Consider the following 24047-nt stretch of genomic DNA (forward strand, 5'->3'; position numbering starts at 1 on the left):
GTCCTCCGCGTGGCGAAGGCACGGGTGCCGGGCATGGCGCAGCAGGTGGCGCCCTCTTCCGAGTCCGTGCTTCTGGTCTTTGCCGGCGGCAGGTCGCAGGCGTATCAGGCCCTCCAATGGCTCTGGGCCTTGGAACGGCTCGATGACCGCGTGCGGGGCGCTGGCGGCGGCGTCGGCATCGTGTGCCGCGATCCGGACGTGGTCTCGATGCTGCAGGCAAGGACCGGCCTGCCGGTCCGCAGCGCGCGCACCACCCGGGCGCTCAGCCAGGAACTGCGCGCGCCTAAGGTCCGGGTGGCGTTTTACCCAAACCAGGCCGCGCTGAACTTTCAGGCGCTTGCCTCCCCGCTCCCTGCCCACGTGCACCTGAGCCATGGGGAGAGCGAGAAGGTCTCCATGGTCTCCAACAACTTGAAGTCCTACGACCACGTGTTCACGGCCGGGGCAGCGGCGCGTGAGCGGATCGCGGAGCATCTGGTGGCCTTTGACCAGAGCAAATGCATCGACGTGGGCCGGCCGCAGCTGGATCAGCTCTCACCGCCACCTCCCGGTTTTCCCGAATCGGAGAGGCCCACGGTGCTCTACGCCCCCACGTGGGAGGGGGATAGCGCGGCCATGTCGTATTCCTCCGCGCTCTCTGCCGGCCCGCGCATCATCGCGGAGCTGCTGGAACAGGGCTGGCGGGTCATTTACCGCCCGCACCCCCAGCTGGGCAAGCGCAAGCGTGCCTTTGCCAAGGCGGACAAGGAGATGGAGCACCTGCTCCAGACCGCCGGGCCGGAGCATGTGGTGGACCGGGGTAGCGCCTACGGCTGGCAACTCGGGGTGGCGGACGCCATCATCGCTGACCTCTCAGCCGTCGCCTTCGATGCGGTCGGGATGAACACCCCCGTCATCGTGGTTACGCCGGACGCCTCGGGTGCCGCCGTGCTGCACGGCGGGATCCTGGATCACGTCCCCACGCTTGACCCGCAGCGGTTGCGCGTGCGGTCCGCGCTGGAACACGCCGCGAGTCCGGAGGCCGCCACGCGGCGTCGGGCGCTGGCGCAGCGGCACTACGGCGACACCGCGCCCGGAGCGCAAATAGAGCGCTTTATCAACGCGAGCCTGCGGGTCATCGAGGAACGCGAGGCGGCGCTGCAGGCCAGGGACAGCGCCTACGGCACTCGCCGCGAAAGCTAAGCTAGGTCAGCGTCGGCGGTAGCCGGCGACGAGAGGAGCAGCACTGTGCAGGTACGCGAGGTCGTCAACTCGGCCCTAAAGTCCGAGGCGTGGAAGCGCACCAGCCAGTGGATCCGCGGCACTACGGGGCGCGGCCCCGCCGCAGGACACGAGCTGGACGGGGTGAAGGTCCCTGCCCAGGTGGTGGTCTACTTCGGGGACGACGCGGAGAAGATTTACCAGATCCAGCAGTGGATCCCGGTGCTGGAACGCCTGAACCAGACGCGCCCGGTGGTGCTCGTCTTCCGTAAGCTCTCCGCGCTGCGCGCCACCAAGTCCATGACCGCCCTACCCAAGATCTTTGTGCGGCGCTTCGAGGACCTGATGAGCCTGTACGGGGAAAACGAATACAAGCTGGCGCTGTACGTGAACAACGGCGTCAACAACTTCCAGTCCATCAATGAGGCGCACGCGGTCCACGTGCACGTCAACCACGGGGAATCAGACAAGATCTCCATGGTGGCCAATCAGGTCAAGGCCTACGACCGGGTGTTTGTGGCCGGTCCCGCCGCCGTGGCCCGCCACGAGCGCGTCCTCTTCGACTTTGACATGAACCATCTGGAGACCGTGGGGCGCCCGCAGCTGGACATCGAGTTCCCCGCGGAACTTGACCCAGTTCCCGGCCTGCGCACCGTGATGTACGCGCCCACGTGGTCGGGGGAGAACGAGGCCAACAACTACACCTCGCTTGACCTCTACGGCCGCGCCATCGTCAAGACTCTGCTGGGTGCGGACGACGTCCGGGTGGTCTACAAACCCCACCCACGCGTCGCGGATGCGGACGACGCCGCGGTGCGGGCTGCGCACGAATGGATCGTTGCGCAGTTGAAGAGTGACAAGGCGAACACCGGCCGCGCGCACGAGGTGCGCATGGAGGGCAACATCCTTGCCATGTTCGATGCGGTGGAGGCGATGATCACGGACGTTTCCTCCGTGGGCCTCGACTTCCTCTACACCCACCCGGAGAAGCCGCTGGTGCTCACCGATCGGCGCAGCGACCCGGAGGCGCTGGCGGAGGAGGCCCCGGTCTCTCGCGGGTGCGCCGTGGTGGATGCCACCTCGGTGCAGGACGTGAAGTCGCTGCTGCGCGGCGCCATTCGCCAGGATCAGTTCCAGGAGGAGCGGGCCCGGATCCGCACCTTCTACTTTGGCGATGTGCAGCGTGGGGACTCCACGGCGCTGTTCACCGGTGCCATTGAGCGTCTCATCGAGGAACGCGGGGCGCAGGTCATTGATCGCCGCGCCCGCTTTGGTGAGTCCGCCAGCGTCGTCGGCGAGTAGTGAGGCGCGCCACAGCGCGCCACGCCACGCCCGAGGCGTTTGGAGCGAGGGCTGGCGCGGGATAGACTGATGTGTCGGTTTGTGTTTGTCGATCCAAGGAGTCACGGGAATCATGGGTGTTAAAGCGCGCTCTACTGCGCTTAATCCTGCTTCCAAGTGGGTCTTTAACGTGCGAGACCTGGTCAATGCGGCCGGAATCATGCGTGAGGAGACGCTGACGCTCCCGGCGCCCGTTGAAATGGGCGTCGCGATGATCGGAGTTCAGGAAGGCTCACCAGTTGAGCTGGACCTGAGGTTCGAGGCCGTGCACGAGGGGGTCCTGGTGACCGGTACCGCCTCCGTCCATGTGACGGGGGAGTGTGGGCGCTGCCTGGACCCTATCGCGTACGACCTGGAAGCCGACGTGCAGGAACTCTTCTTCCTCCAGAAGGAAACTTCGGGGAAGGAAGAGGATTCCGAGCAGTTTGTCGTGGTGAATGATGAGCTGGACCTGGAGCCTGTGCTCCGGGACGCGATCGTGACCCTCCTGCCGTTCCAGCCCGTCTGCCGGGAAGAATGTCAGGGCCTGTGCTCCGAATGCGGAGTGCGGTTGGACGAGAACCCCGGGCATCACCATGACGTGGTGGACCCGCGCTGGGCGGCCCTTCAGGGCCTAGCCGGCGCCGTTGCCAAATCGGCGACGGAGACCAAGAGCAACGAGATGGAAGAGAGATAGCCGTGGCTGTTCCGAAGCGGAAGATGTCCCGCGCGAATACCCGCGCCCGCCGTTCCCAGTGGAAGGCCACCGCGCCGACCCTGGTGAAGACCGTCGAGAACGGCCGCGTGACCTACAGCCTGCCGCACCAGGCCAAGGTCGTGACGGATTCCAATGGCACCGAGCTGTTCCTTGAATACAAGGGGCGCAAGGTCGCTGACGCCTGAGCGCGTTGATGACTGAACAACAGTTGCTAGCGGAGCGCCTCGGGGTCAACATTGATCCTGAGACGCTCCGTTTGGCGTTAACACACCGCTCGTACGCCTACGAGAACGGCGGGCTGCCCACGAATGAGCGCCTGGAGTTCCTGGGCGATTCTGTGCTGGGCTTTTCCGTGACGGGTCACCTGTACTCGCACTACCCGCACCTGCCGGAGGGTGAGCTGGCCAAGCGCCGCGCCGCCGTCGTCAGCACCCGTGCGCTCGCGCGCCTGGCGCGGGAGATTGGCGTGGGTGAGTTCATCTTGCTTGGCCACGGAGAGGTACGCACCAACGGACGCGAAAAGTCTTCCATTCTGGCGGACACCATGGAGGCGCTCTTTGGCGCCACCTACCTGACGGGCGGCCTGGAGCCGGCCCGTGATCTGGTGCTGCGACTTGTTCTTCCGTTGTTGCGTGAAGTGGACGAGTCCGGGGCCGGCACAGACTGGAAGACCTCCATCCAGGAGGCCGCAGCGGAGCATCACCTGGGTCAGGTGCGCTACGACGTCACCGGCGAGGGGCCGGATCACGCTCGGGTCTATCACGCCATTCTGCGCATCGGCGAGGCCAGCTATGCGGGCGGAACCGGCAATTCCAAGAAGGAAGCGGAGCAGGAAGCCGCCGAGGCCTCCTGGAAGATCCTGAGCGCCGACCTGGCAGCCAAGCAGGCCGGTTCCCGAGGCTCCAAGAAGTCCTAGCGTGCCGGAGCTGCCAGAGGTTGAGGTAGTCCGCCGCGGCCTGGAAACCTGGGTGGTTGGGCGGCATGTTTTGCGCGCCCGGGTGCTGGATGCCCGCTCCGTGCGCCGGCACCAGGACGGACCGCAGGACTTTGAGCTCAGCCTGAGCGGCGCCACGGTGGGTGCCGCGGTGCGCCGCGGCAAGTTCCTCTGGCTGCCGCTGAGTGCGCCAGACCCCCTGCCCGACGCCGCGGCTGGGGTGGCGCTGGTGGCGCACCTTGGCATGTCGGGACAGTTGCTGGTGGAGAACGCCGGGCAGCCACAGGAAAAGCACCTGAAGGTCTCGCTGGACCTGGCAGACGCGCCAGGGGAGGGCATGAGCGGTGGGGAAGCCGGAGTCCCTGGGGCGGCGGCCGGGACCAGGCAACTGCGCTTTGTTGACCAACGCATCTTCGGTGGCATGTGGCTCTCCCCGTTGATCCCCACGCCGGATGGGGGCCCGGGCGGGTGTGGATCCGACGCGGCCAGTTTCCCGGCGGACGCGGCGCACATTGCCCGGGATGTACTGGATCCGCTGACCACTGCGTCCGCGCTCAGAGCCTCCTGGAAGACCAGGCGCGTGAGCGTGAAGACCGCCATTCTGGACCAGTCGCTGCTGGCCGGCGTCGGGAACATCTACGCAGACGAGGCGCTGTGGCGCACCCGTCTGCACTACCTCACGCCGGTCGCTTCACTCTCTTTGGCCCGCACCGCGGAGCTGCTTCAGGCGCTGCGGGACGTCATGGGTGACGCGCTGGAGGCCGGGGGGACCAGCTTTGACGCGCTGTACGTCAACGTGAACGGTGCCTCCGGCTACTTTGACAGGTCGCTGAACGCCTACGGACAGCAGGGCAAGCCGTGCTCGCGCTGCGGGACCCTGATGGTGCGCGAGAGTTACATGAACCGCGGCTCGCACTTCTGCCCCACGTGCCAGCGACGGCGTTGACCGCCTGTGCGCCGGCTGGCTAATCAGTCATCGGCACGTTGACGTCCGCCGCCCACTTCCTGATGGCCTTGCGCTCGGAAGCGTTGCAGACGTAGCCATATCCCACCCAGGCATTGCCTTGCTTGAGGTCAGGCTCGTCGAGGTACTCGAGTGAGTAGCAATCTGCCATGGACTCGTGGCTGCCGCGGAACAGGCCCTTCTTCAGGAGCTTGTCCATCTCGCTGGCCTTGGGCCAATTGCGCTCCTCGTCCACGACCTGATAAACGTGAGCCATCTCGTGAACCACGATCATCTTTTGTGACCATTGCCCAAAGGTTCCATCGCGGCGCCGAAGGTGAATCTTGGCCTTGTTGTCTTTGACGCAGCCACCGATTTTCATATCGCCCTTCAGCTTGGAATTGCACGCGGTGGTGGCGTCCCAGGACAGCGCGACAAATCCGTCCGCGCTGTCATCGACATACTGCTCAATGCTGGTTCCAGAGGAGTTTCCTCGACGCTTCTTGGCGGCTGCGATGGCCTTCTCGAGGCTCTCAAGGTGCTGGCGTGCCTCGGTTGCGGCCTTCTTGGCATTGGACTCGGAGAGCCCGGACTGGCTCAGGTACCCCTCTAGGTAGCGGAATCTCCTCTCGTTGGTCACGAGCGGAGCCACGGGGTTGCCGTTGAGCTTGGCGGCCAAGGTGTTGAACTTGTCCCTGTCCTTCTTAAACGCTGCAATGACCTTGGCCACGGGGTCCGTGCTTGGTGCGGAAGGGGCCGGCTGAGGAGCCGGACGCGTGGGCAGCGGCTGCCGGCTGGGGAGCGGCGCCCTGTGAGTGGGGATCGGGATCTGCCTGCTTGGCAGGGGCGCCTGCCGGCTGGCCAGCGGCGTTCGTGGCTGCCGCGTGTCGGGGTCAGACGGCACCAAGGAACTGCTGATAAGAGCCGAGATTAGGGCGACGGCGCCAACCAGCGTGAGTGAGCCGACGCCAATGACCCAGCCCCATGCGCCGCTGCGCCGCGGGGTCAGCTGCTGGGGCCGCATGCTGTTCGGGTTCACCGCGGCAATCCACTGGCGCAGCTGCGGGTACGCCCTGGGGTGCTGGGCAATCAGCGCGTGAAGGTCCCAGCGCCGGGCCGCAATGTCGGCAAGGAGTTGGGGGTGTGCATTCGGGTCGCGTGCGGCGAGCCAGTCACGATCCGCAGGTCCCATTGCCATGTCCACATGATAGACGTCATCCACGGAAGCGCATCAGAGCCGTTTTGCCAGCGTCCTACGCTCAGGCAGACGCCGCGGCCAGGGCCCCTCCATCACACGCCGCCGGTGACCCTCAACGTGGTCCCCGAGACGTAGCTGGCCTCCGGGGAGAGGGCGAACGCCACCACCGCGGCCACCTCCTCCGGCCGCCCAATCCTGCCCATGGGGTGGCGCTGAGCCACCCGCTGGCCCCGGTCGGGGTCCCCGGCGCCCGCATGAATGTCCGTCTCGATGGTGGAGGGCGCCACGCCGACCACGCGGATGCCCAGCGCGGCCACCTCCAACGCCAGCCCCGTGGTCAGGGCGTCCACACCAGCCTTGGCCGCCGCGTAGTGCACATACTCGCCGGGGGAGCCCGTGGCCGCTGCCCCGGAGGACACATTGACCAGCACGCCGCCCTCGGGAAGCAACTGCACCGCGAGCCTGGCCACCAGGATCGCGGACGTGAGATTCAGATCTACCACCCGCCGAATCACCTCCACCGGAGTCTGGGCCAGCGTGCCGGTGTGAAGGGTGGCTCCGGCGTTGTTCACCACTCCGTCCAGGCCGCCGGACCAGGCCAGGGCCGCCTCAAACAGCTCATCCGGCCCGGTCTCGGTGCCCAGGTCCGCCTGCACCGTGAGGCACCGAACGCCCAGCTGCTCCACCAGCAGTTGCGCCTCCCCGGCGGCGTCCCGGTCCCGTGAGTAGCCCAGCACCAGATCATGCCCGGCAGCGGCCAAGCGCAGCGCGCACGCCCTGCCGATGCCTCGGGTGCCGCCGGTGATCAAGTACGTTCGCGTTTGCACGCGACGATCCTACGGGGAGCTTCCTGAGGTGAGAAGGGGCGACCATCGGCCCGGCGCTGAGCCTGTTGTCAGGGCTCTTGCGTAGACTGAGTCGTGTGAAAGCGACCAGTTGCGACCGTGCCACAGCACGTCCGCGCGGACGGGCTGGCTGAGCGCTTTGTACCTGAAAACCCTCACGGTTCGTGGCTTTAAGTCCTTTGCCTCCGCCACTACCTTCGAATTTGAGCCCGGCGTCACCGCGGTGGTGGGACCCAACGGTTCCGGCAAATCCAACGTGGTGGACGCCCTGGCCTGGGTCATGGGAGAGCAGGGCGCCAAGACCCTACGCGGCGGCAAGATGGAAGATGTCATCTTTGCCGGCACCTCTGATCGCCCCGCGCTGGGCCGCGCCCAGGTCACGCTGACCATCGACAACACGGACGGCGCGCTGCCGATCGAGTACACCGAGGTCACGATCAGCCGCACGCTCTTTCGCTCCGGCGGCTCCGAGTACGCCATCAATGGGTCCCCGTGCCGCCTCCTGGACATTCAGGAGCTGCTCTCAGATTCCGGCCTTGGCCGCGAAATGCACGTCATTGTGGGGCAGGGCCAGCTTGACCGGGTCCTGCGCGCCACCCCTGAGGATCGCCGCGGCTTCATCGAGGAGGCCGCCGGCATCCTCAAACACCGCCGGCGCAAGGAGAAGACGCTTCGCAAGCTGGACGCCACGCAGGCCAATCTGCAGCGCCTGGAGGACCTGACTCAGGAGATTGGCAAGCAACTCAAGCCCCTGGGTAAGCAGGCCGCGGCCGCCCGGCGCGCGCGCACCGTCCAGGCCACCGTCCGGGATGCCCGCGCCCGCTTGCTTGCCGATGACCTGGTGGGATTAGAGGATCAGGCCAAGACCGCTCGCGAGGCGTTGGAACAGCTCGAGGAGCTACGCAGGGCGGCCGCGCAGGCCCAGGAGGGCGCGGCTGGAGAGGTGGCCCGCCTGGAGGCGGAGGCCGCGCGCAGCGCCCCGGAGACGGCGGCGGCCCGCACCACCTGGTATGAGTTGGCCCGGCTGCAGGAACGCTTTAAGGCCCTGGGTTCGCTGGCTCAGGAGCGCCGCCGGTTACTTGGCGCCACGGAGGAGCCGGTGGGAGGAGAGGATCCCGACCGCCTGGAGCACCGCGCGGCCCAGAGCGCGCAGGAGGCGCAGCAGGCGGAGCAGGCGGTGGAGATGGCGGCGGCAGCCCTGACGGAGGCCGGCACCGCACGCGGGGCGGCGGAGAGCGCCCAGGCGCAGGAGGATGCGCGGCTCACGGCCCTGCTGCGGGCGGTTGCGGACCGCCGCGAGGGGCTGGCGCGCCTGGCCGGGCAGGTCGGAACGGCGCGTCAACGGGTGGAATCCAGCGAGGGTGAGCGCCTGCGCGCCGCCCAGCAGCGCGACGCGGCACGGCAGCGCCACGACGAGGCGAGCCAGGCCCTTGGCGGTGCGCAGGAGGCGGCCACGGACGCCTCCGCACAGGCCACCGAGCCCACGCAGCGGGTGGCCCGCGAGCGCGAACTCTTGCGCGCCGCACGGGCAGAACTGACTCAGGCCCGCGAGGCGGTGGGGCCCCTCGCGGAGCGTCGAGCCGCGTTGGAGGCGCGGGTCCAGGTGTTGGGGGAGTCCCTCCCCGGAATCGAGGGCGCCCAGGAGCTGCTGCGCCCGCACGCCGAGCGTCTGCTGGGCGTCCTGGGAGACAAGATCACGGTGCGGGCCGGCGCGGAGGCCGCCGTGCAGGCCGCCCTGGCCGGCGCGGAGCGTGGGGTGATTGCGGCGGACCCCCAGCTGCTCCTCGACGTGGCCGACGCCGCGGCGTCGGGTGTCGCGGGTAGCGTCCGGTTGCTTGGCGCCGGCTCCGCGACGGAGCAGGCTTCCTGGCCCACGGGGCTTGGCCGAGTGAGCGAACTGCTGACCGCGGACCAGGAGGCGGCCGGGATCGTTGACGCGCTCCTGAGCGGGATTGCCTGGGCGCCGAGCGACGCGGAGGCGGCGCAGGCCGCCCGCGAGCACGGGCTGGTGGTGGTGACCATGGACGGGCACCGCTGGGACCCCAACGGGGTCAGCATCGGCGCCGGAAACGACACGGCGCTGCTGGTCCGCCGCCGCTCGCTGGAGGAGGCGGGCACCGAACTCGAAGCCGCCCGGACGGCGGAGGCCGCGGCTCGCACCCTCGCGGCGGAGCACGCCCCCGCCGTGGACGCCGCCCAGGCCCGGCTGGCGGACGCGGAGCACCACGCCCGCGCGGCCGCGGACGCCTCGCGGGCAGCGGGAGCGGAGGCCCAACGGCTGGAGTCGCTGAGCTTGCACTCGGCCCAAGACGCGCAGCGCGCCACCCTGGCGGAGGCCAAGGCGGCGGAGCAGGTGGCACTGGCGCACACCGCCCTGGCGGAGCTGATGGAACGGCTGGAGGCGGCACAGGCCGTTCCGGCAGAGCAGGAACCCTCCACGGCGGATCGCGACCGGCTGGCCCACGCCGCCGTGGACTCGCGCGCGGCGGAGGTGGAGGCCCGCCTCTCCCTGCGCACCGCGGAGGAGGGCGCCCGGCGCCTGCGCGAGAGGGAACGCGCCCTGCTGCGCGCAGCGGAGGCAGAGCGCCGCGCCCGCGAGGAGGCACAGCGTCGCGCGGCCCAGCGCGCCCGCAAGGCGGCCCGCGCGGAGACGGTGGCACACGCCGTCGAGCAGGCATTGCGCCCCCTTGGTGCGTCCGTGGAAGCAGCCGAACGCGCAGTGCAGCAGGCGGAGGAGGCGGAGCGCCGCCGGTCGGTGGAGCTGGAGACCAGCCGCGCCCGCCTGAGCGCGGCCAGCGCGGAACTGGCGCGCCTGCTGGAACTGGCGCACGCGGACGAGCTAGCCGGGGCGGATCGCCAGGCACGCTGGGAGCACCTGGCCGAGCGGGCGCTGAGTGAGCTGAGCATGACGCCGGAGCATCTGGTGGAGCACTTTGGGCCCCACCGTCCGGTTCCCGTGGAGGAGGAGGGCGGGGACAAGTGGGCAACGCTGCGCCAAGAGGTGGACCAGGACGGCGTGCCGACCGGGGGAGTGCCCTTTGACAGGACCGAGCAGGAGAAGCGCCTCAAGCGCGCCGAACGCGATCTGAGCACGCTGGGGCGCGTGAACCCGCTGGCGCTGGAAGAATTTGCGGCCCTGGAGGAGCGCCACGGCTACCTCACCGGACAGTTGGCGGACCTGCGGCGCAGCCGGCAGGACCTACTGGAACTGGTCCGCGAGGTGGATGAGCACGTGCGCGCCGTCTTTGCGGAGGCCTTTGACGACACGGCCCGCGAGTTTGTGAAGGTCTTTGACAGGCTTTTCCCAGGCGGCGAGGGGCGGCTACGGCTCACTGACCCATCTGACATGCTGACGACCGGAATCGAGGTGGAGGCGCGCCCGGCAGGCAAGAAGGTCAAGCGGCTCTCGCTGCTCTCCGGTGGCGAGCGCTCCCTCACGGCCATTGCGCTGCTGGTGGCGATCTTCACCGCCCGCCCCTCCCCGTTCTATGTGATGGATGAGGTGGAGGCGGCGCTGGATGAGCGCAACCTGATGCGCCTGCTTTCCGTGTTCTCCGATCTGCGCCAGCACAGCCAGCTGATCATCATCACCCACCAGAAACACACCATGGACATCGCGGACGCCCTCTACGGAGTGTCCATGCGCGGCGACGGGGTGACCAAGGTGATTTCCCAGCGACTGGACCGCGAAGGCGCTTAGCCGCGCCACCACGCGGATACCATGAGGGGTGCCTACGCCAGGGCGCACACAGCAGAGCAGGAGCCCAGCATCATGGTGGATCAAACCCCACTCGTCAGCGTGATCATTCCCGTCTACAACTCCATGCCTTACCTGACGCAGACGCTCAGCTCCGTGCTGGCGCAGGATCTGCCAGACGGCGCGCTGGAGGTCATCGCGGTGGATGATGGGTCCACGGACGGCTCCGGCGAGGAACTTGACCGCTTTGCCGCACTGGATGCCAGGCTCACCGTGATCCACCAGCCCAACAGCGGCTGGCCCGGTATGCCCCGCAACAAGGGCCTGGCGCTGGCGAGTGGCGAGTTCGTGTTCTTCATGGATTCCGATGACACCATGGCGCCGGACGCCCTGCGGGTCATGGCGCAGATGGCGCAGGAGGACGGCGCGGACGTGGTGATTCCGCGCATGCAGGGCACCGGCGGCCGCGGCGTCCAGGGGCTCTTCACCAAGCACCCCCACGGCAAGATCACCGTGAACCGCGCCATGGAGACCATCTCCCCGCAAAAGCTGTTCCGGATGAGCCTGGTGCGCCAGCACCAACTGGGCTTCCCGGAGGGCAAGGTGCGCCTAGAGGATGGCATGTTCGTGGCGCGCGCCTATGTGCTCGCCACGCGGATCGACATCTTCACCGAGCGCCCGCTCTACTTCATCGCCACGCGGGATGACGGTCAGAACATCTCGGCTCAGTCCTTTGACCCGGCCGGCTACGACCAGTCGGTGCGCACCATCGCCGGGATCCTTCGCGAGGGCACCCCGGACGCCGCCGCCGGGGACCGGCTGGTGCTTGAGCTCTTCCAGCGCAAGGGCCTGCGTTTCTACGCGCCCAAGCGGTGGCTCAAGATGAAGCCGGAGCGCCAGGCGGCGTGGATTCGCCTGCACCATCAGTTCATGCAGGACCTGATCCCGGCGGGCCTCGAAGCCAGCGCCGCTAAGGCCACGGATGCCAGCAAGCTGGCGCTGATCAGGGCCTCTGATCTGGAGGGCATGCGTGAGCTGGTCTCCGCAGCATCCCAGTTTGAGCACGCCGCCGTGCTGGCGGCGGCCACGGCGCCCGCCGGCGTGCTTGACCTCAAGATCAAGGTGAACCGGCCGGTCGCGGCCGCCAGCCGCGACACGGAAAAGACCGTGCCCGCCCGGGCCAAGGCGGCCTCCGTGGTGGCCCTCGCAGCCACCCCGCTGCAGCGCTGGAAGCTGACGCGTGGCGCCACCAGGCGCCTGGAGGAACTGGTGGCTGGCTCCGGCCCGCAGGTGCTGCTGGAGCTCAGTGGGCGCAAGAAGAACAAGATCACCGCCATCCGGGGGCGCCTGCACTCGGTCTCCGCGGACCGAACGGAGCTGGAGTATCACTTTGTGATCCCGGATGAGCGGCTGCGGCACTACCGCGGGGACATCGTGGATGCCTGGACCGTGGGGCGTTCAGAGAAAGGGCGGCTGGGGGAGCGCGTGCGCGTCTCAGTGGGCGGCGGCGCCCCCTTGGCTCACGCGCGCGGCCTGCGCAACTACGCCACGATTCAGAACAACTTCAGCATCGATCTGCGCAAGTCCAAGTAGCCGCGCGGTTCAGGCCCGTCGCGGTTCCTTGACGCGAGCCCAGGCCAGCACGCCGGCTGCCATCACCACACCGGAGAGCACAAAGGCCCACTGGTAACCCCAGTGATCCGCGATCCAGCCGGCGATGATGGGCGCGAAGATGGCGGGCAGGTCAGCAGACATCTGGAAGGTGGCCATGGTGCGGCCGGCGCTGTAGTTGGGCCCCACGGTGTCCGCGACGGTGGCCTGCTGGGAGGGTCCAAAGAGGCCCGTGCCAAAGCCCGATATCAGGGAGGCGGCCACCAGCACCCAGGCGTTGGGGCTGAATCCCACCACCGCGCTCGTGGCCGCGGCAATGCTCATGCCCACGATGATGGGTGTGCGCCGGCCCACCCGGTCAGACCAGCGACCGGAGAACGTCAGGGCCGCGGCGTTGCCCGCAGCAAAGGCGGTGAGCACCAGGCCCACCTGCAGCGGATCAAGCCCAAGGGCCATGGCCGCAAAAAGCGGGATGATGGCCGTGCGCACACCAAAGGTGACCCAGCCATTGCCGAAGTTGCCGATCAGGGCCGCGCGGTAGGCGGGAACCTTCCAGGCCTGGCTCAGGGGCAGCGGCGGCTTGGTGTCCTGATCGCGTTTCCTGGCCTTGCCGCCCACGCCCACCAGGAAGAAGAAGACCACGCCGGCGGCAATCACCAGCGCCACCCCGTAGATGATGAAGGGCATGCGGTAGCCAAGGGGTGCCAGCAGCCCGCCGACCAGCGGCCCGGCCACGTTGCCGAAGAGGAAGGCCCCGCCGTAGAGGCCAGAGATGCGCCCACGCAGGGAGGCGGGGGAGCGGCGGGCAATGAAGCTGGCCGCGGAGACGGTGAAGAGGGTGGAGCCAACCCCGCCAAGGGCGCGTACGGCGATGAGGGTCCAGTAGTCCTGAGCAAAGGCGCACCCCAGGGTGGAGAGGGCCACGATCAGCACGCCTGTCACGTAGCCCACGGGCTCACCGAAGCGCTCCGTGATGCGGCCGGAGAAGGGAGCAAAGAGCAGGCGGGTGGCGGCAAACACGGAGACGATGGCCGCGGCGGCGGCGTTGGTGACGTCAAAGCTCTTGGCGTACTGCGGCAGGATCGGGGCAATCAGCCCAAAGCCGAGCGCAACAATCACAGCGGCGGCAATGAGCACCAGAATGTCGCGGGGGATTCGTTCTTCTGGCAGTGTTCGCGCGGCGGCGGGAGGAGTAGGCATGGCGACTCAATGCTAGCCCCGTGCGGCCGCGACGGGCGGGCTGGGGCGGGGCGGCTGTGAGAGAGTTGCTTTTGTGACTGACATTGCCCTTCCCCTGATCATCGCCGCCGTTGTTCTGGTGGTTGTTCTTGCGGTCGCGATCCCGCTCCTCGTGAGCGCCTCGCGTCGGCGCAAGACCACCGACACCGGCCCGCGAGATGCCAATGATCCAGCCCCCGCCCCGACCACCACGGTCCCCATGTCCGCGGACGAGGGCGCCCCGGTGGCGACCGGGCCTCCTGGCACCGGCGCAGACGCGCTGGCCACGGAGGACGCGGAGGCGCCGGCTGAGACCGCCCTGGAGCGTCCGGAACCAGTCCAGGGCCGCCTGGCGCGCCTGCGGGCCCGGCTCTCCAAGTCCAACAACGTCTTTGGCAAGGGCCTGCTTGCCCTGCTCTCTCGCGAGACCATCGACGAGGACGTGTGGGATGAAATCGAGATCACCCTGCTCTCCGCAGACCTGGGAACGGATGCCACGGATGACCTGATGCTCCAGCTGCGTGCCCGCGTCAAGGTGGAGGGCTCCCGCACCCCGGAGCGCGTCAAGGAGATCCTCACCGAGGAGCTGCTTGAACTGGTGGATCCGTCCATGGATCGCAGCCTCTCCACGGATCGCCTGGATGACAAGCCAAGCGTGATCCTGGTGGTGGGCGTAAACGGCGTGGGCAAGACCACCACGATCGGCAAGCTGGCTCGCGTGCTCGTGGCAGAGGACAAGGATGTGCTGCTGGGAGCGGCAGATACCTTCCGCGCCGCCGCCGCGGAGCAGCTGGCCACGTGGGGAGCCCGCGTGGGCGTGCCCACCGTCAAGTCCTCCCAGGACGGTGCGGACCCCGCCTCCGTGGCCTTTGACGCCGTCAAGGCCGGCGTTGATGCGGAGGTCGACGTGGTCATGGTGGACACCGCAGGGCGCCTGCAGAACAAGTCCAACCTCATGGATGAGCTGGGCAAGATCAAGCGCGTCATCGAGAAGACCGCCCCGGTCCGAGAGACGCTGCTGGTCCTTGACGCTACGACAGGGCAGAACGGCCTGCAGCAGGCCAAGGTCTTTGCCGAGGTCGTGGACATCACCGGGATTGTCCTGACCAAGCTGGACGGCACGGCCAAGGGCGGCATCGTCGTGGCCATGCAGCGCCAGCTCGGCGTCCCCGTCAAGCTGATTGGTCTGGGAGAGGGCCCGGATGACCTGGCCCCGTTTGAGCCCCAGGCCTTTGTGGACGCGATCCTCGACTGAGCACCCCGTTCACCCGCGCCGCAACAGGCGCCACCCACGCACGGCGCGTGGCCCGCAGTCTGGGCCACGCGCCGTCGTGCATCGGAAGGCCCGCGCCGTCGTGCATCAGAAAGGAACGCGCCGTCGTGCAGTAAAAAACCCGGCCCGACGACGCCGCCTCACCTCCCGGGGAAACGGCGCCGAAACCTGCCAGACACGCGCGCTACACGGGGCGGGCCGGATGGCAACAGGAACGAAACCTCATTCTCCCCTTGACTGAAACACCGGGGCGGGAGGCTTAAGGCCATGCGGGAAGCTCGCCCGCTCGTGACCTTAGGAGGATGGCGATGGAGATGACCACCGCTCAGGTATGGCAGATGGTTGCCGCCGCGATGGTGTTGCTGATGACACCGGCGCTGGCGTTCTTCTATGGGGGAATGACGCGCGCTAAGAGCGTGCTGAACATGATGATGATGAGCTTCGTGGCCGTGGGGGCCGTCGGAGTGGTGTGGGTGCTGTGGGGCTTCTCCATGGCCTCCGGCGGCACCAGCATGGGAGGCCTCTTTGGGGACCCCCTCACCGCCTTTGGCCTGCGTGGCCTCTTGGAGGGCGAGTCCTTTGACGCCGGCGTGCTGATCAACGTGGGCTACCAGGCCACCTTCGCCATCATCACGGTGGCGCTGATCTCCGGCGCCATCGCGGACCGCGCCAAGTTTGGTGCCTGGGCCGTGTTTGCCCCGATCTGGGTCAGCCTGGTGTATTGCCCCATCGCCTTCTGGGTGTGGGGCGGCGGGCTGCTCTCCTCCGAGGGCGCCATTGGGTCCTGGGCCGGCGAGGCTATTGACTACGCGGGCGGCACCGTGGTGCACATCAACGCGGGTGTGGCCGGGCTGGTGCTCGCGCTGATCCTCGGCAAGCGTCAGGGCTTTGGCAAGGACCCCCGCCAGCGTCCGCACTCCATCCCCTTTGTGATGCTGGGCGCCGCGCTGTTGTGGTTCGGTTGGTTCGGCTTTAACGGCGGCGCCGCCACGGAGGCCGGCGAGGCCGGTCTCATCTGGATCAATACCCTTGCCGCCCCCGGCGCCGCCATGATCGGCTGGCTGCTCACCGAGCGCTTCCGCGACGGCAAGTCCACCTCCTTCGGCGCCGCCTCCGGCATCGTCGCCGGCCTGGTGGCCATCACCCCCGCCTGCGCCAACGTGACCCCGGTCGCCGCGATTGCCCTTGGGCTGGTGGCCGGCGTGGCCTCCGCCCTGGCCGTGGGCCTGAAGTACCGCTGGGGCTATGACGATTCTCTGGACGTGGTGGGTGTGCACCTGGTCTCCGGCGTCATCGGGACCCTGGCACTCGGCTTTGTTGCCCTGCCCTCCGGTGAGGGCCACGTCGGCGGACTGTTCTATGGTGGTGGGCTGGCCCAGCTCTGGGCCCAGCTCGTGGCCGTGGTCGTGGCGATGCTGTGGACCGCCGTCCTGACCGCCATCATTGGCCTGGCCATTCACAAGACCATGGGCTTCCGAATCTCGCGTGAAGAGGAAGTGGCGGGCATCGACCTGGACCAGCACGCGGAGACCGCCTACGAGTTTGGTGGCCTGGGGACCGGCTCACGCTTTGTGCCCCACCCCGCCACCTCCGGTCACCTGCAGAGCCGCCACGCCACGGCCGGCGCGGGTGGGGGAGCCCCAGGCACCGGGACCGGCACCGCCCAGACCAAGAACCAGGAGAAGTGAACATGAAACTCATTACCGCGATTATCCGTCCGGAGAAGCTGGACGAGGTCCGCGAGGCCCTGGCCTCCGCCGGGGTGCATGGGCTCACCGTCTCCGAGGCCGCGGGCTTTGGCCGCCAGCGCGGCCACGTGGAGGTGTACCGCGGCGCGGAGTACTCCGTTGACCTGCTGCCCAAGGTGCGCCTGGAGGTTGTTGCAGAAGCGAACGACGCCCCGGGCGTGGTGGACGTCGTTGTCGCCGCCGCGAACACGGGGCGCCCAGGAGACGGAAAGGTGTGGGTCACCACCCTGGATGAGGTGCTGCGGGTCAGCACCGGGGAGCGCGGGGTGGCCGCGGTCTAGGGGCGGAGAGCGGGCCGCCTCATGACGGCAGCGGTCTGTGAGACACGGCGGGGCCGGCGCATGGTGCGCCGGCCCCGCCGTTTTCTTTCCGTATTCTTCCCAGTGCCGCGTACGCCTCAGCGGGGCGGCAAGCCCGTGCCGTCGTCCTCTTCGGGGACGGGCCAGGCGACGGGCCCGTCCGATCCGGCCGGGTATTCCTCCAGCTCCACCTCGTCGCGGCCCCAGGCCTCAAGGATGGGATCGACGATGCGCCAGCACTCCTCCGCCGCGTCCCCACGCACGGACAGGGTCAGGTCGCCATCCATGACGGAGGAGATGACCTCGCCGTAGGGCAGGACGCGGGAGGAGGACAGGGCCGTTTTCAGGGCAACCCGGTCCAGTTGGAAGGGGTTACCGGGGCCGTTCACGTCCAGCTCCAGCTTGAGGGTGGCCGGGCCAAGACCAATGCGCAGCCGGGTGGGGTTATCCACCCCGGTGAAGCCCGCGGGCAGGTATGAGACGGGCTTGAAGGTCACCACAATCTCCTTGCGGGGCTCCCCAAGGGCCTTGCCGGAGCGAATGGTGATGGGGACGCCGGCCCAGCGGGAGGCCTTGACCCGCAGGCGGATCTGCGCCAGCGTCTCGGTGTGGTTGGTCTCCGTCACGCCGGGCTCGCTGACGTAGTCAGGAACGGGGCGGTCCTGGATACTTCCCGCCGAGTAGCGCGCGCGGCGCGTGGCCTCTTCCATGGTGCCGTCCAACTCCGTGGCTCGCAGCACTTCACCCACGCGGTCCCGCAGGTCCCGCTCCGTGAGCGTGCTGGGCTGATCCATGAGGATGAACGCCATGATCTGGAGCAGATGGGACTGAATCATGTCCCGCAAGGCGCCGGCCGTGTCGTAGTAGCCCGCGCGGCCCTCAAGGGCCAGGTCCTCGTCATAGATCACGTCGATGCTCTCCACCTCATCGGCGTTGAGCATGGGCTCAATGAAGCGGTTGGCAAAGCGCAACCCAAGAATGTTGAGCACCGTTGACTTGGCCAGGAAGTGATCTACGCGGTGAATCTGTGACTCCGGCACCAAGCGGGTCAACGCCTGGTTCAGGTGACGGGCGCTGGCCTGGTCGTGGCCAAAGGGCTTCTCCAACACCAAGACGGTGCCCTCGGCAAGAGCCCCGGGTTCCAGTGCCTCCAGGCCCTTCTGGGTCACGGCGGGCGGGAGAGCAAAGAAGAGCGCCGTGTGTCCCGGGTCAATCGCAGAGACGCGGGCCAGGAGGGCCGGATCGCTGGCGTCTCCCGTGATGAGGGTGGCGCCCTCCAACGTTCGCTTGAGCATCTCGTCGCCGTTACCGCGAGACTTCCCAATCCACGGTGAGAACGCAGCGTTGATGCGGTCGTGGAAGGCCTCCGTGGTGTGCTGCGGGCCAGCCACGCCCACGATGTTCAGGCCCTTTGTCTGGCCCTCCGCCAAGAGGGAGGCGATGCCGGGCAGCAACAGTCGCGAGGTCAGGTCACCGGAGACACCCAGGATCACCAGGGTGCTCACACGCTCAGGCGTGGCGACGGAATGGGCGGGGCTGACAAAGGCTGGTGAGATCACCCGCCCCACTCTGGCCTGCTCGCCGCCCGCGCGCAACGATCCGCGCCACAGTGTTGCTGTGCTTTGGCTCTCGCGAGCACCGGCTCTCCCCGACATGACGCGCTCCGTTCGCGTTGCGGGACGCTTGCCACGACGCGCCGTGCCGAGCGCCACCGGGCCGCGCCGCGGCGTCGGGCATGGCCTGTATCCTGGGTGGTCGGGACGAATGTCCCCTCGCCGCCTGGACGGGCGGTGTTTACGAAGTCCCTCACGTCAGGAAGCGCACACACGTGTTCAACTCACTCTCGGACCGCCTTTCCGCCACGTTCAAGAACCTGCGCGGCAAGGGACGCCTCACCGAGGCGGATGTCGACGGCACCGTCCGGGAGATCCGCCGGGCGCTGCTGGACGCCGACGTTGCGGTGTCCGTGGCCCGTGAGTTTGCGGCCAAGGTCAAGGAACGCGCCCTCGGCGCCGAGGTCTCAGAGGCGCTGAACCCCGCCCAGCAGGTCGTCAAGATCGTCAACGAGGAGCTGCAGAGCATCCTCGGTGGCCAGACCCGCCGCCTGAATTACGCCAAGGTTGGCCCCACCATCATCATGCTGGCGGGCCTGCAGGGTGCGGGTAAGACCACGCTGGCCGGCAAGCTGGCCAAGTCGCTGGCCTCTGAGGGCCACACGCCGCTGCTCGTGGCCGCCGACCTGCAGCGACCCAACGCCGTGACCCAGCTCAAGGTGGTGGGTGAGCGCGCAGGCGTGCCCGTGTACGCGCCGCACCCCGGCGTGCAGTCTGACTTTGATGAGCTCACCGGCGATCCGGTCGTGGTGGCTCGCAACGGTGTCTCCGAGGCCCGCCAGAAGCAGCACGATGTGGTCATCGTGGATACCGCCGGCCGCCTGGGCGTGGACGCGGAGCTCATGAAGCAGGCCCGCGACATCCGCGACGCCATCCGCCCCAACGAGATCCTCTTCGTCATCGACGCCATGATTGGCCAGGACGCCGTCAACACGGCGCTGGCCTTTGACGAGGGTGTGGACTTCACCGGCGTGGTGCTCTCCAAGCTGGACGGCGATGCCCGCGGCGGCGCCGCCCTGTCCGTGGCCTCCGTGACCGGCAAGCCCATCATGTTTGCCTCCACCGGCGAGAACGTGAATGACTTTGAGGTCTTCCACCCGGACCGCATGGCCGGACGCATCCTCGACATGGGTGACGTGCTCACCCTGATTGAGCAGGCGGAGAAGACCTGGGACAAGGGCGAAGCCGAGCGCATGGCCCAGAAGTTTGCCGATCAGGAGGACTTCACCCTTGAAGACTTCCTGGCGCAGATGCAGCAGATCAAGAAGATGGGCAGCCTCAAGAAGATGCTGACCATGATGCCCGGCGCCAACGTCTCCAAGCAGCAGCTGGAGCAGTTCGACGACCGCCAGGCGGACCGTATCGAGGCCATTGTGCGTTCCATGACCAAGCACGAACGTGTGGCACCCAAGATCATCAACGGCTCACGCCGCGCCCGCATTGCCCGCGGTTCCGGCGTCTCCGTCTCCGAGGTGAACCAGCTCCTTGAGCGCTTCACCGAGGCCCAGAAGATGATGAAGAAGCTTGCGGCAGGCGGCGGCATCCCCGGCGTCCCCAGCGCCCGCGGCGGGAACAAGAAGAACGCCAAGGGCGGGAACAAGAAGAAGCAGAAGTTTGGCAACCCGGCCAAGGCGGCACAGGCGGCCCTGGAAGCGGAGAACAAGTCCAAGGCCCAGGCCGGCGCCGCCTTCGGTGCGGCCAAGAGCGCCGACATCAAGCCAGAGGACCTGAACCTGCCCAAGGGCTTTGAGAAGTTCCTGCGCTGACCCCGCTTGACTGAGCCCGTCTCACGGGGCGGGCCACCGAGGCCCTGACCGAGCCGCCCGAAAGGACACCCAGCGATGGACCTGAGCTCCCTGTCCCGCACCGATGCCACCCCGGATGAGCTGCGCGAGCAGCTGGAGCCGGTGGTGTTTGAGCTGCTGTGGACCGCCAAGGACCGGCTCTCGCGGCTCAGCGCCGTGGAGCAGACGGCGGCCTACCTGCGTGAGCAGGGCGTGGTGGGTGCGCTGCACACCGCAACTCCCGTGCGCATGGGCCTGAAGGCCACCCTGGTGCTTGCCACCGTGGAGGGTGACATGCTGCGCGCGGCTGAGGGCCAGGCGCTGACGGCCCGCGGGGATCACGAGGAGTGGGCGGAGCAGCTGGCGCAGCACGCCGGTGCGCTGGTGCTCATGAATGATCACGGCGGTCCGCGCATGGTGGGCGGCGACGAGGAGGCCCTGGCGCGTGCGCTGGAGGAGTTCCCGGAGGGGGACGGCCTGAACGCGGCGGTCACCGGCGCCGCCTATTGGGGTCAGCTTGACCCGCAGGCGTGGGCGCGGGCTGTGGGTCAGGCGGAGAGCCAGGAACCCGGTTCCGGATCCGGCTACACCCTGCACCGCGAGGCCGTGCTGTACAGCGGCACGCGCCCCCTTGACGCGGTCCCCGGCAGCACGGTGTTAGAGGACATCGAGCCGGTCGACGACCCGGCTCTGGCTGACGAGCTGCGCGTGGACGCGTCGCTGGCCGAGGGGCAGGCCCTCTGGTCGACGCCGCCGCGACCGGCCACCTTGATGGTCCAGGACCGCGGCGGTTGGGTTGCGCTCAGCTTCACCCCGCGGCTGGCCGCCAACTCTGCGCCGGGTGAGCGCGGCTCGGGTACCGGCGCGCAGGGCGGCGACGGTGAGGAGGCCCAGCACCTGGTGGACTCCCGGCACCTCATCGAGGAGGGCGCGGTCCTGACCGCGTCTGCCGGTCTTGGCCACAGCCTGTTCCCGGAGACCGGCCCGGCCGGCCGCCTGGCGGAGCTCCTGGCCTCAGACTTTTTGGGCTTCAACGAGGACGACGAGGCGGAACTGGTCCACGCGATTGGCCCCGTCCGCGCCGCAGAGGTGATCCGTGGGCTGCGAGGCATGGCTCAGGGGCGCCGGGTGGCGGAGGGGCGCCTGGCCGGCCAGGAATGGCTCGGCGAGTTGCGCGACACGGTGGAGATGCTGGACTTTGACCCGGCCTGGGTGGGCGTCTTGGCTGGCGTGAGCAAGGCCCCGGAGCCTGGGGAGCCGCTGACACCGCGCGTCGCCGACGGTGCGATGCCTACGGGAGCCGACGCCGCGGCGTCGGGCGCTGCACCGGGGGAGAGTTCCGGGGACGTCCCCGGAACGGCCCCGGAGCCCGTGACCTCCGAAGAGGCCCCCGCAGTAACGAACAAGCAGAGCCAGGCCGCCTACGCGGTGGTGGTCGTGGCGATGATCATGGGCGCCGCGTTCCTCTTCCTGAAGCCGCTTCCTTGGGAGGCCGCAAACCTTGGCGTGGCCGCGGTGGCCATCGCGGCCGGCGTGGCGCAGCTGTGGCTCACCGAAAAGCGTCACCGCCGTGAACAGGCCAACAAGGGCAACGAGTGAGCCTTGACCCGCAGGATTGGGGGCCGCCTCAGGACTGGGACGAAAGCCGCGCCTGGCTGCCTCAGCTGGAGGCGGGTCTTTGGGCCTGACACCGTGATCCCGGCCCGCCGCAAACGTGCACCGGGGCCGCGCAAATGGGCGTTTGGTGGGCCGATCGTGGCATGATCGGGTCAGTCCCCGGCAGTTGTGGCGTCCGTCCGGGGCCTCCAGATCCAGGGGCGCCGAGGCAGGGGTACATCGGTGAGGCAACAGGGCGAGGGCACAGCGGCGGCGCCAGAGGTGGCTGCCAGCATTGAGCCCAGTGCGGTCTGGCGCGTCACGTTGGCCTGGTCCGTCACCTCAGAGAGCGGCCGTCAGGATCGAGTTGATGGGCTGCAACAGCTGCTTTCGGCGCGCGCCGTGGTGGGGCTCATGGGTCCCGGCCGGCCCACCCGCGAGGGCATGGTGGTTGACCTGGTGCTCCCGGTCTCTGACGCAAGCATTTTGATCGCCGCCAGGGATGGCGCGCTGCAAACCGGTCCCGTGGGGGACGACTTCGCTTGGGAGCTTCACCGCTACACGGGCGCCGTGGTAGTCAACGGTGACCTGGCCACCGGCGACTTTGCCGTGCTGGCCTCAGACGACTCTCTGAGCGACAACGAACTGGCGCGGCTCCTGGATGAGCCGCTACAGGCGGCGCTTTTGGTGGGCACCGTGGGTACGGGAGTGGTAGAGGAGGTGGCCGATCGCCTGGAGGTGAGCGGCTGGATCTCCGATGGGAAGAGCCCGGTCGTGGCCGCCCGCCACCTGCCTGCGGACCCCACCTCACTGATTCTTCCGGGAAACGAGGGCCTGTCCATCGCCCTGCGCGAGCGTCCCGGCCGCGTGGATGTCCTGATCTGGGGGAACCAAGCAGAGGGTGAGGCGGCCCCGCCCACGAGGCGGCGCAGGGCAGCCCACCGCGCGCCCATCGTCTCCACCCATCTTGGCGCGCGCTGCCGCCCCGTCGTCCTTCCCGAGTTCATGCGCCCAGAGGGCTCCGCCGCTGACCGCCTGCTGCAACGCTTGAGCGAGGACTTTGCGCCGCTCTCCGGCGACGCAGTGTTGGCGCTTGGCCGCGTGCTGCCCGCGGCGCGCGTGGATGCGTTGGTGCATGCCGTCAACGACGCACCGACCCGCGGCATGGACCCGGAAGCCGGCGTGCTGGCCCCCATGGAAGAGGGGCTCATGCCGGGCGAGGAAGTGGCCTCTGAGCCAGAGCGTGCAGCGCATGCGGATGCCCGCGCCGTGCTTGCCGCGCTGGGTGAGGATCCGGGGTGGGCCCGGTTGTACGACGGCGTGGCTCCCGTGGGCCGCGGCGCCCGCCCGCTGGGCAAGCGCGTGGCTGAGGCTGAGACGGCAAGCATGCCGCCGGTCGAGGGCCGGGTCCCGGACGCCCCGAAGCCGCCGGAGAGAAAAACAGCCAACGCCCAGTCCGCAGGAAGGGTGCCGGTGGCACCCCCGGTGGAGGGCGATCTCCCCACCTTGGCGCAGGCTGGCGACCGCTCCGCCGCCGCACGGCTGCAGCGCGGCACCGCGCCGGAGGGTGGGCGCCACGGCGGGTTTTCCTCCCTGGTGCAGCGCCACACCGCGCCGGTGCCGGTCATGGACTTCGACGCCGTGGTGCGCCCTCACGGGGCGAGCGGCGCCAGCGATGCCGGCGCGACGGCGAGCCCGCGCGCCGTGGAGGCCGAGGCCGCCCACAACCAGGCCGCACTCACTCAGTCCGCGCACACCCAGTCCGCGCCGGAGAGCGCCGGCATGGGAACGGTCCCGCGGCCCACGCCGGCGGCGGGCACACCCGCCTCCTCCGCCGGGGACGATTCCGCGTTGGCCCCTCGGCGCAGCTGGCCCGTCGTGCTGCTCATCGTTGGGCTCGCGGCCGTGGTGAGCGCCGGCATCTTGGCCTGGGTGGCCCCCAATCTTGGCGCGGCAACCGGGACCGGGTACATCGTGGCTATTGCCCTCGGCATCGCGGGCTTGGGCGCCGCCATTGTGGGCGGGACCTCACTGCGCCGCTAGCGCGCAC

The 24047-nt window shown here is 68.6% G+C and carries 18 protein-coding genes; 14 read left to right on the forward strand and 4 right to left on the reverse strand.

Features of this window, described 5'->3' with window-relative positions; all coding sequences use genetic code 11:
* Positions 1 to 9 precede the first annotated feature (9 nt).
* From DWQ67_RS11345 to mutM, 6 genes are all read left to right on the forward strand, one after another.
* Positions 10 to 1182 (forward strand): CDP-glycerol glycerophosphotransferase family protein, encoded by a 1173-nt coding sequence (locus DWQ67_RS11345; RefSeq protein ID WP_121485735.1) that lies wholly within the window; start codon positions 10 to 12, stop codon positions 1180 to 1182.
* Positions 1183 to 1227: 45 nt separating this feature from the next.
* On the forward strand, positions 1228 to 2502 hold the full coding sequence (locus DWQ67_RS11350) for a CDP-glycerol glycerophosphotransferase family protein (RefSeq protein ID WP_121485736.1): 1275 nt from the start codon (positions 1228 to 1230) through the stop codon (positions 2500 to 2502).
* A gap of 112 nt (positions 2503 to 2614) precedes the next feature.
* On the forward strand, positions 2615 to 3217 hold the full coding sequence (locus tag DWQ67_RS11355) for a YceD family protein (protein ID WP_121485737.1): 603 nt from the start codon (positions 2615 to 2617) through the stop codon (positions 3215 to 3217).
* Between the two features lie 2 nt (positions 3218 to 3219).
* Positions 3220 to 3423: a 50S ribosomal protein L32 gene (gene rpmF, locus DWQ67_RS11360; protein ID WP_121485738.1), complete on the forward strand. Its 204-nt coding sequence runs from the start codon at positions 3220 to 3222 to the stop codon at positions 3421 to 3423.
* Positions 3424 to 3431: 8 nt separating this feature from the next.
* Positions 3432 to 4154 (forward strand): ribonuclease III, encoded by a 723-nt coding sequence (rnc, locus tag DWQ67_RS11365; RefSeq protein ID WP_121485739.1) that lies wholly within the window; start codon positions 3432 to 3434, stop codon positions 4152 to 4154.
* 1 nt (position 4155) lies between these two features.
* Positions 4156 to 5118 carry a bifunctional DNA-formamidopyrimidine glycosylase/DNA-(apurinic or apyrimidinic site) lyase gene (mutM, locus tag DWQ67_RS11370; RefSeq protein ID WP_121485740.1) on the forward strand — a complete coding sequence of 321 codons (963 nt, stop codon included), beginning with the start codon at positions 4156 to 4158 and terminating at the stop codon, positions 5116 to 5118.
* Between the two features lie 19 nt (positions 5119 to 5137).
* On the opposite strand, the gene DWQ67_RS11375 is transcribed toward mutM, so the two are convergent.
* Positions 5138 to 6313: a variant leucine-rich repeat-containing protein gene (locus DWQ67_RS11375; RefSeq protein ID WP_147433688.1), complete on the reverse strand. Its 1176-nt coding sequence runs from the start codon at positions 6311 to 6313 to the stop codon at positions 5138 to 5140.
* Positions 6314 to 6405: 92 nt separating this feature from the next.
* Positions 6406 to 7140, reverse strand: a complete 735-nt coding sequence (locus DWQ67_RS11380; RefSeq protein ID WP_121485742.1) for an SDR family NAD(P)-dependent oxidoreductase — start codon at positions 7138 to 7140, stop codon at positions 6406 to 6408.
* 157 nt (positions 7141 to 7297) lie between these two features.
* On the opposite strand from DWQ67_RS11380, the gene smc reads away from it, so the two are divergent.
* Both smc and DWQ67_RS11390 read left to right on the forward strand, forming a co-directional pair.
* Positions 7298 to 10858 carry a chromosome segregation protein SMC gene (gene smc / locus DWQ67_RS11385; RefSeq protein ID WP_121485743.1) on the forward strand — a complete coding sequence of 1187 codons (3561 nt, stop codon included), beginning with the start codon at positions 7298 to 7300 and terminating at the stop codon, positions 10856 to 10858.
* Between the two features lie 72 nt (positions 10859 to 10930).
* Entirely contained in the window at positions 10931 to 12448 is a 1518-nt protein-coding gene (locus DWQ67_RS11390) for a glycosyltransferase family 2 protein (RefSeq protein WP_121485744.1), read from the forward strand.
* A 9-nt stretch (positions 12449 to 12457) separates the two neighbouring features.
* Here DWQ67_RS11390 and DWQ67_RS11395 read toward each other — a convergent pair whose 3' ends face one another.
* Positions 12458 to 13666 (reverse strand): MFS transporter, encoded by a 1209-nt coding sequence (locus tag DWQ67_RS11395; protein ID WP_121485745.1) that lies wholly within the window; start codon positions 13664 to 13666, stop codon positions 12458 to 12460.
* Between the two features lie 73 nt (positions 13667 to 13739).
* On the opposite strand from DWQ67_RS11395, the gene ftsY reads away from it, so the two are divergent.
* The 3 genes from ftsY to DWQ67_RS11410 all read left to right on the forward strand — a co-directional run bounded on the left by ftsY (position 13740) and on the right by DWQ67_RS11410 (position 16986).
* Positions 13740 to 14939 (forward strand): signal recognition particle-docking protein FtsY, encoded by a 1200-nt coding sequence (ftsY, locus tag DWQ67_RS11400; RefSeq protein WP_121485746.1) that lies wholly within the window; start codon positions 13740 to 13742, stop codon positions 14937 to 14939.
* Between the two features lie 326 nt (positions 14940 to 15265).
* Positions 15266 to 16645 (forward strand): ammonium transporter, encoded by a 1380-nt coding sequence (locus DWQ67_RS11405; RefSeq protein ID WP_121485747.1) that lies wholly within the window; start codon positions 15266 to 15268, stop codon positions 16643 to 16645.
* A 2-nt stretch (positions 16646 to 16647) separates the two neighbouring features.
* Entirely contained in the window at positions 16648 to 16986 is a 339-nt protein-coding gene (locus tag DWQ67_RS11410) for a P-II family nitrogen regulator (RefSeq protein ID WP_121485748.1), read from the forward strand.
* A gap of 116 nt (positions 16987 to 17102) precedes the next feature.
* On the opposite strand, the gene DWQ67_RS11415 is transcribed toward DWQ67_RS11410, so the two are convergent.
* Positions 17103 to 18509, reverse strand: coding sequence for a glucose-6-phosphate dehydrogenase (locus DWQ67_RS11415; protein WP_233556068.1), 1407 nt, complete (start codon positions 18507 to 18509; stop codon positions 17103 to 17105).
* Positions 18510 to 18832: 323 nt separating this feature from the next.
* On the opposite strand from DWQ67_RS11415, the gene ffh reads away from it, so the two are divergent.
* The 3 genes from ffh (at position 18833) to DWQ67_RS11430 (ending at position 24040) form a co-directional block, all read left to right on the forward strand.
* Entirely contained in the window at positions 18833 to 20383 is a 1551-nt protein-coding gene (ffh, locus tag DWQ67_RS11420; RefSeq protein ID WP_121485750.1) for a signal recognition particle protein, read from the forward strand.
* 75 nt (positions 20384 to 20458) lie between these two features.
* The gene (locus tag DWQ67_RS11425) at positions 20459 to 22000 is read left to right on the forward strand and encodes a hypothetical protein (protein WP_121485751.1); all 1542 of its coding nucleotides are present in this window, start codon (positions 20459 to 20461) and stop codon (positions 21998 to 22000) included.
* 240 nt (positions 22001 to 22240) lie between these two features.
* Complete coding sequence (locus DWQ67_RS11430) at positions 22241 to 24040, forward strand: hypothetical protein (RefSeq protein ID WP_121485752.1); 1800 nt, start codon at positions 22241 to 22243, stop codon at positions 24038 to 24040.
* Positions 24041 to 24047 lie beyond the last annotated feature (7 nt).

The organism is Galactobacter caseinivorans, from assembly GCF_003640665.1.
Lineage (GTDB): Bacteria > Actinomycetota > Actinomycetes > Actinomycetales > Micrococcaceae > Galactobacter > Galactobacter caseinivorans.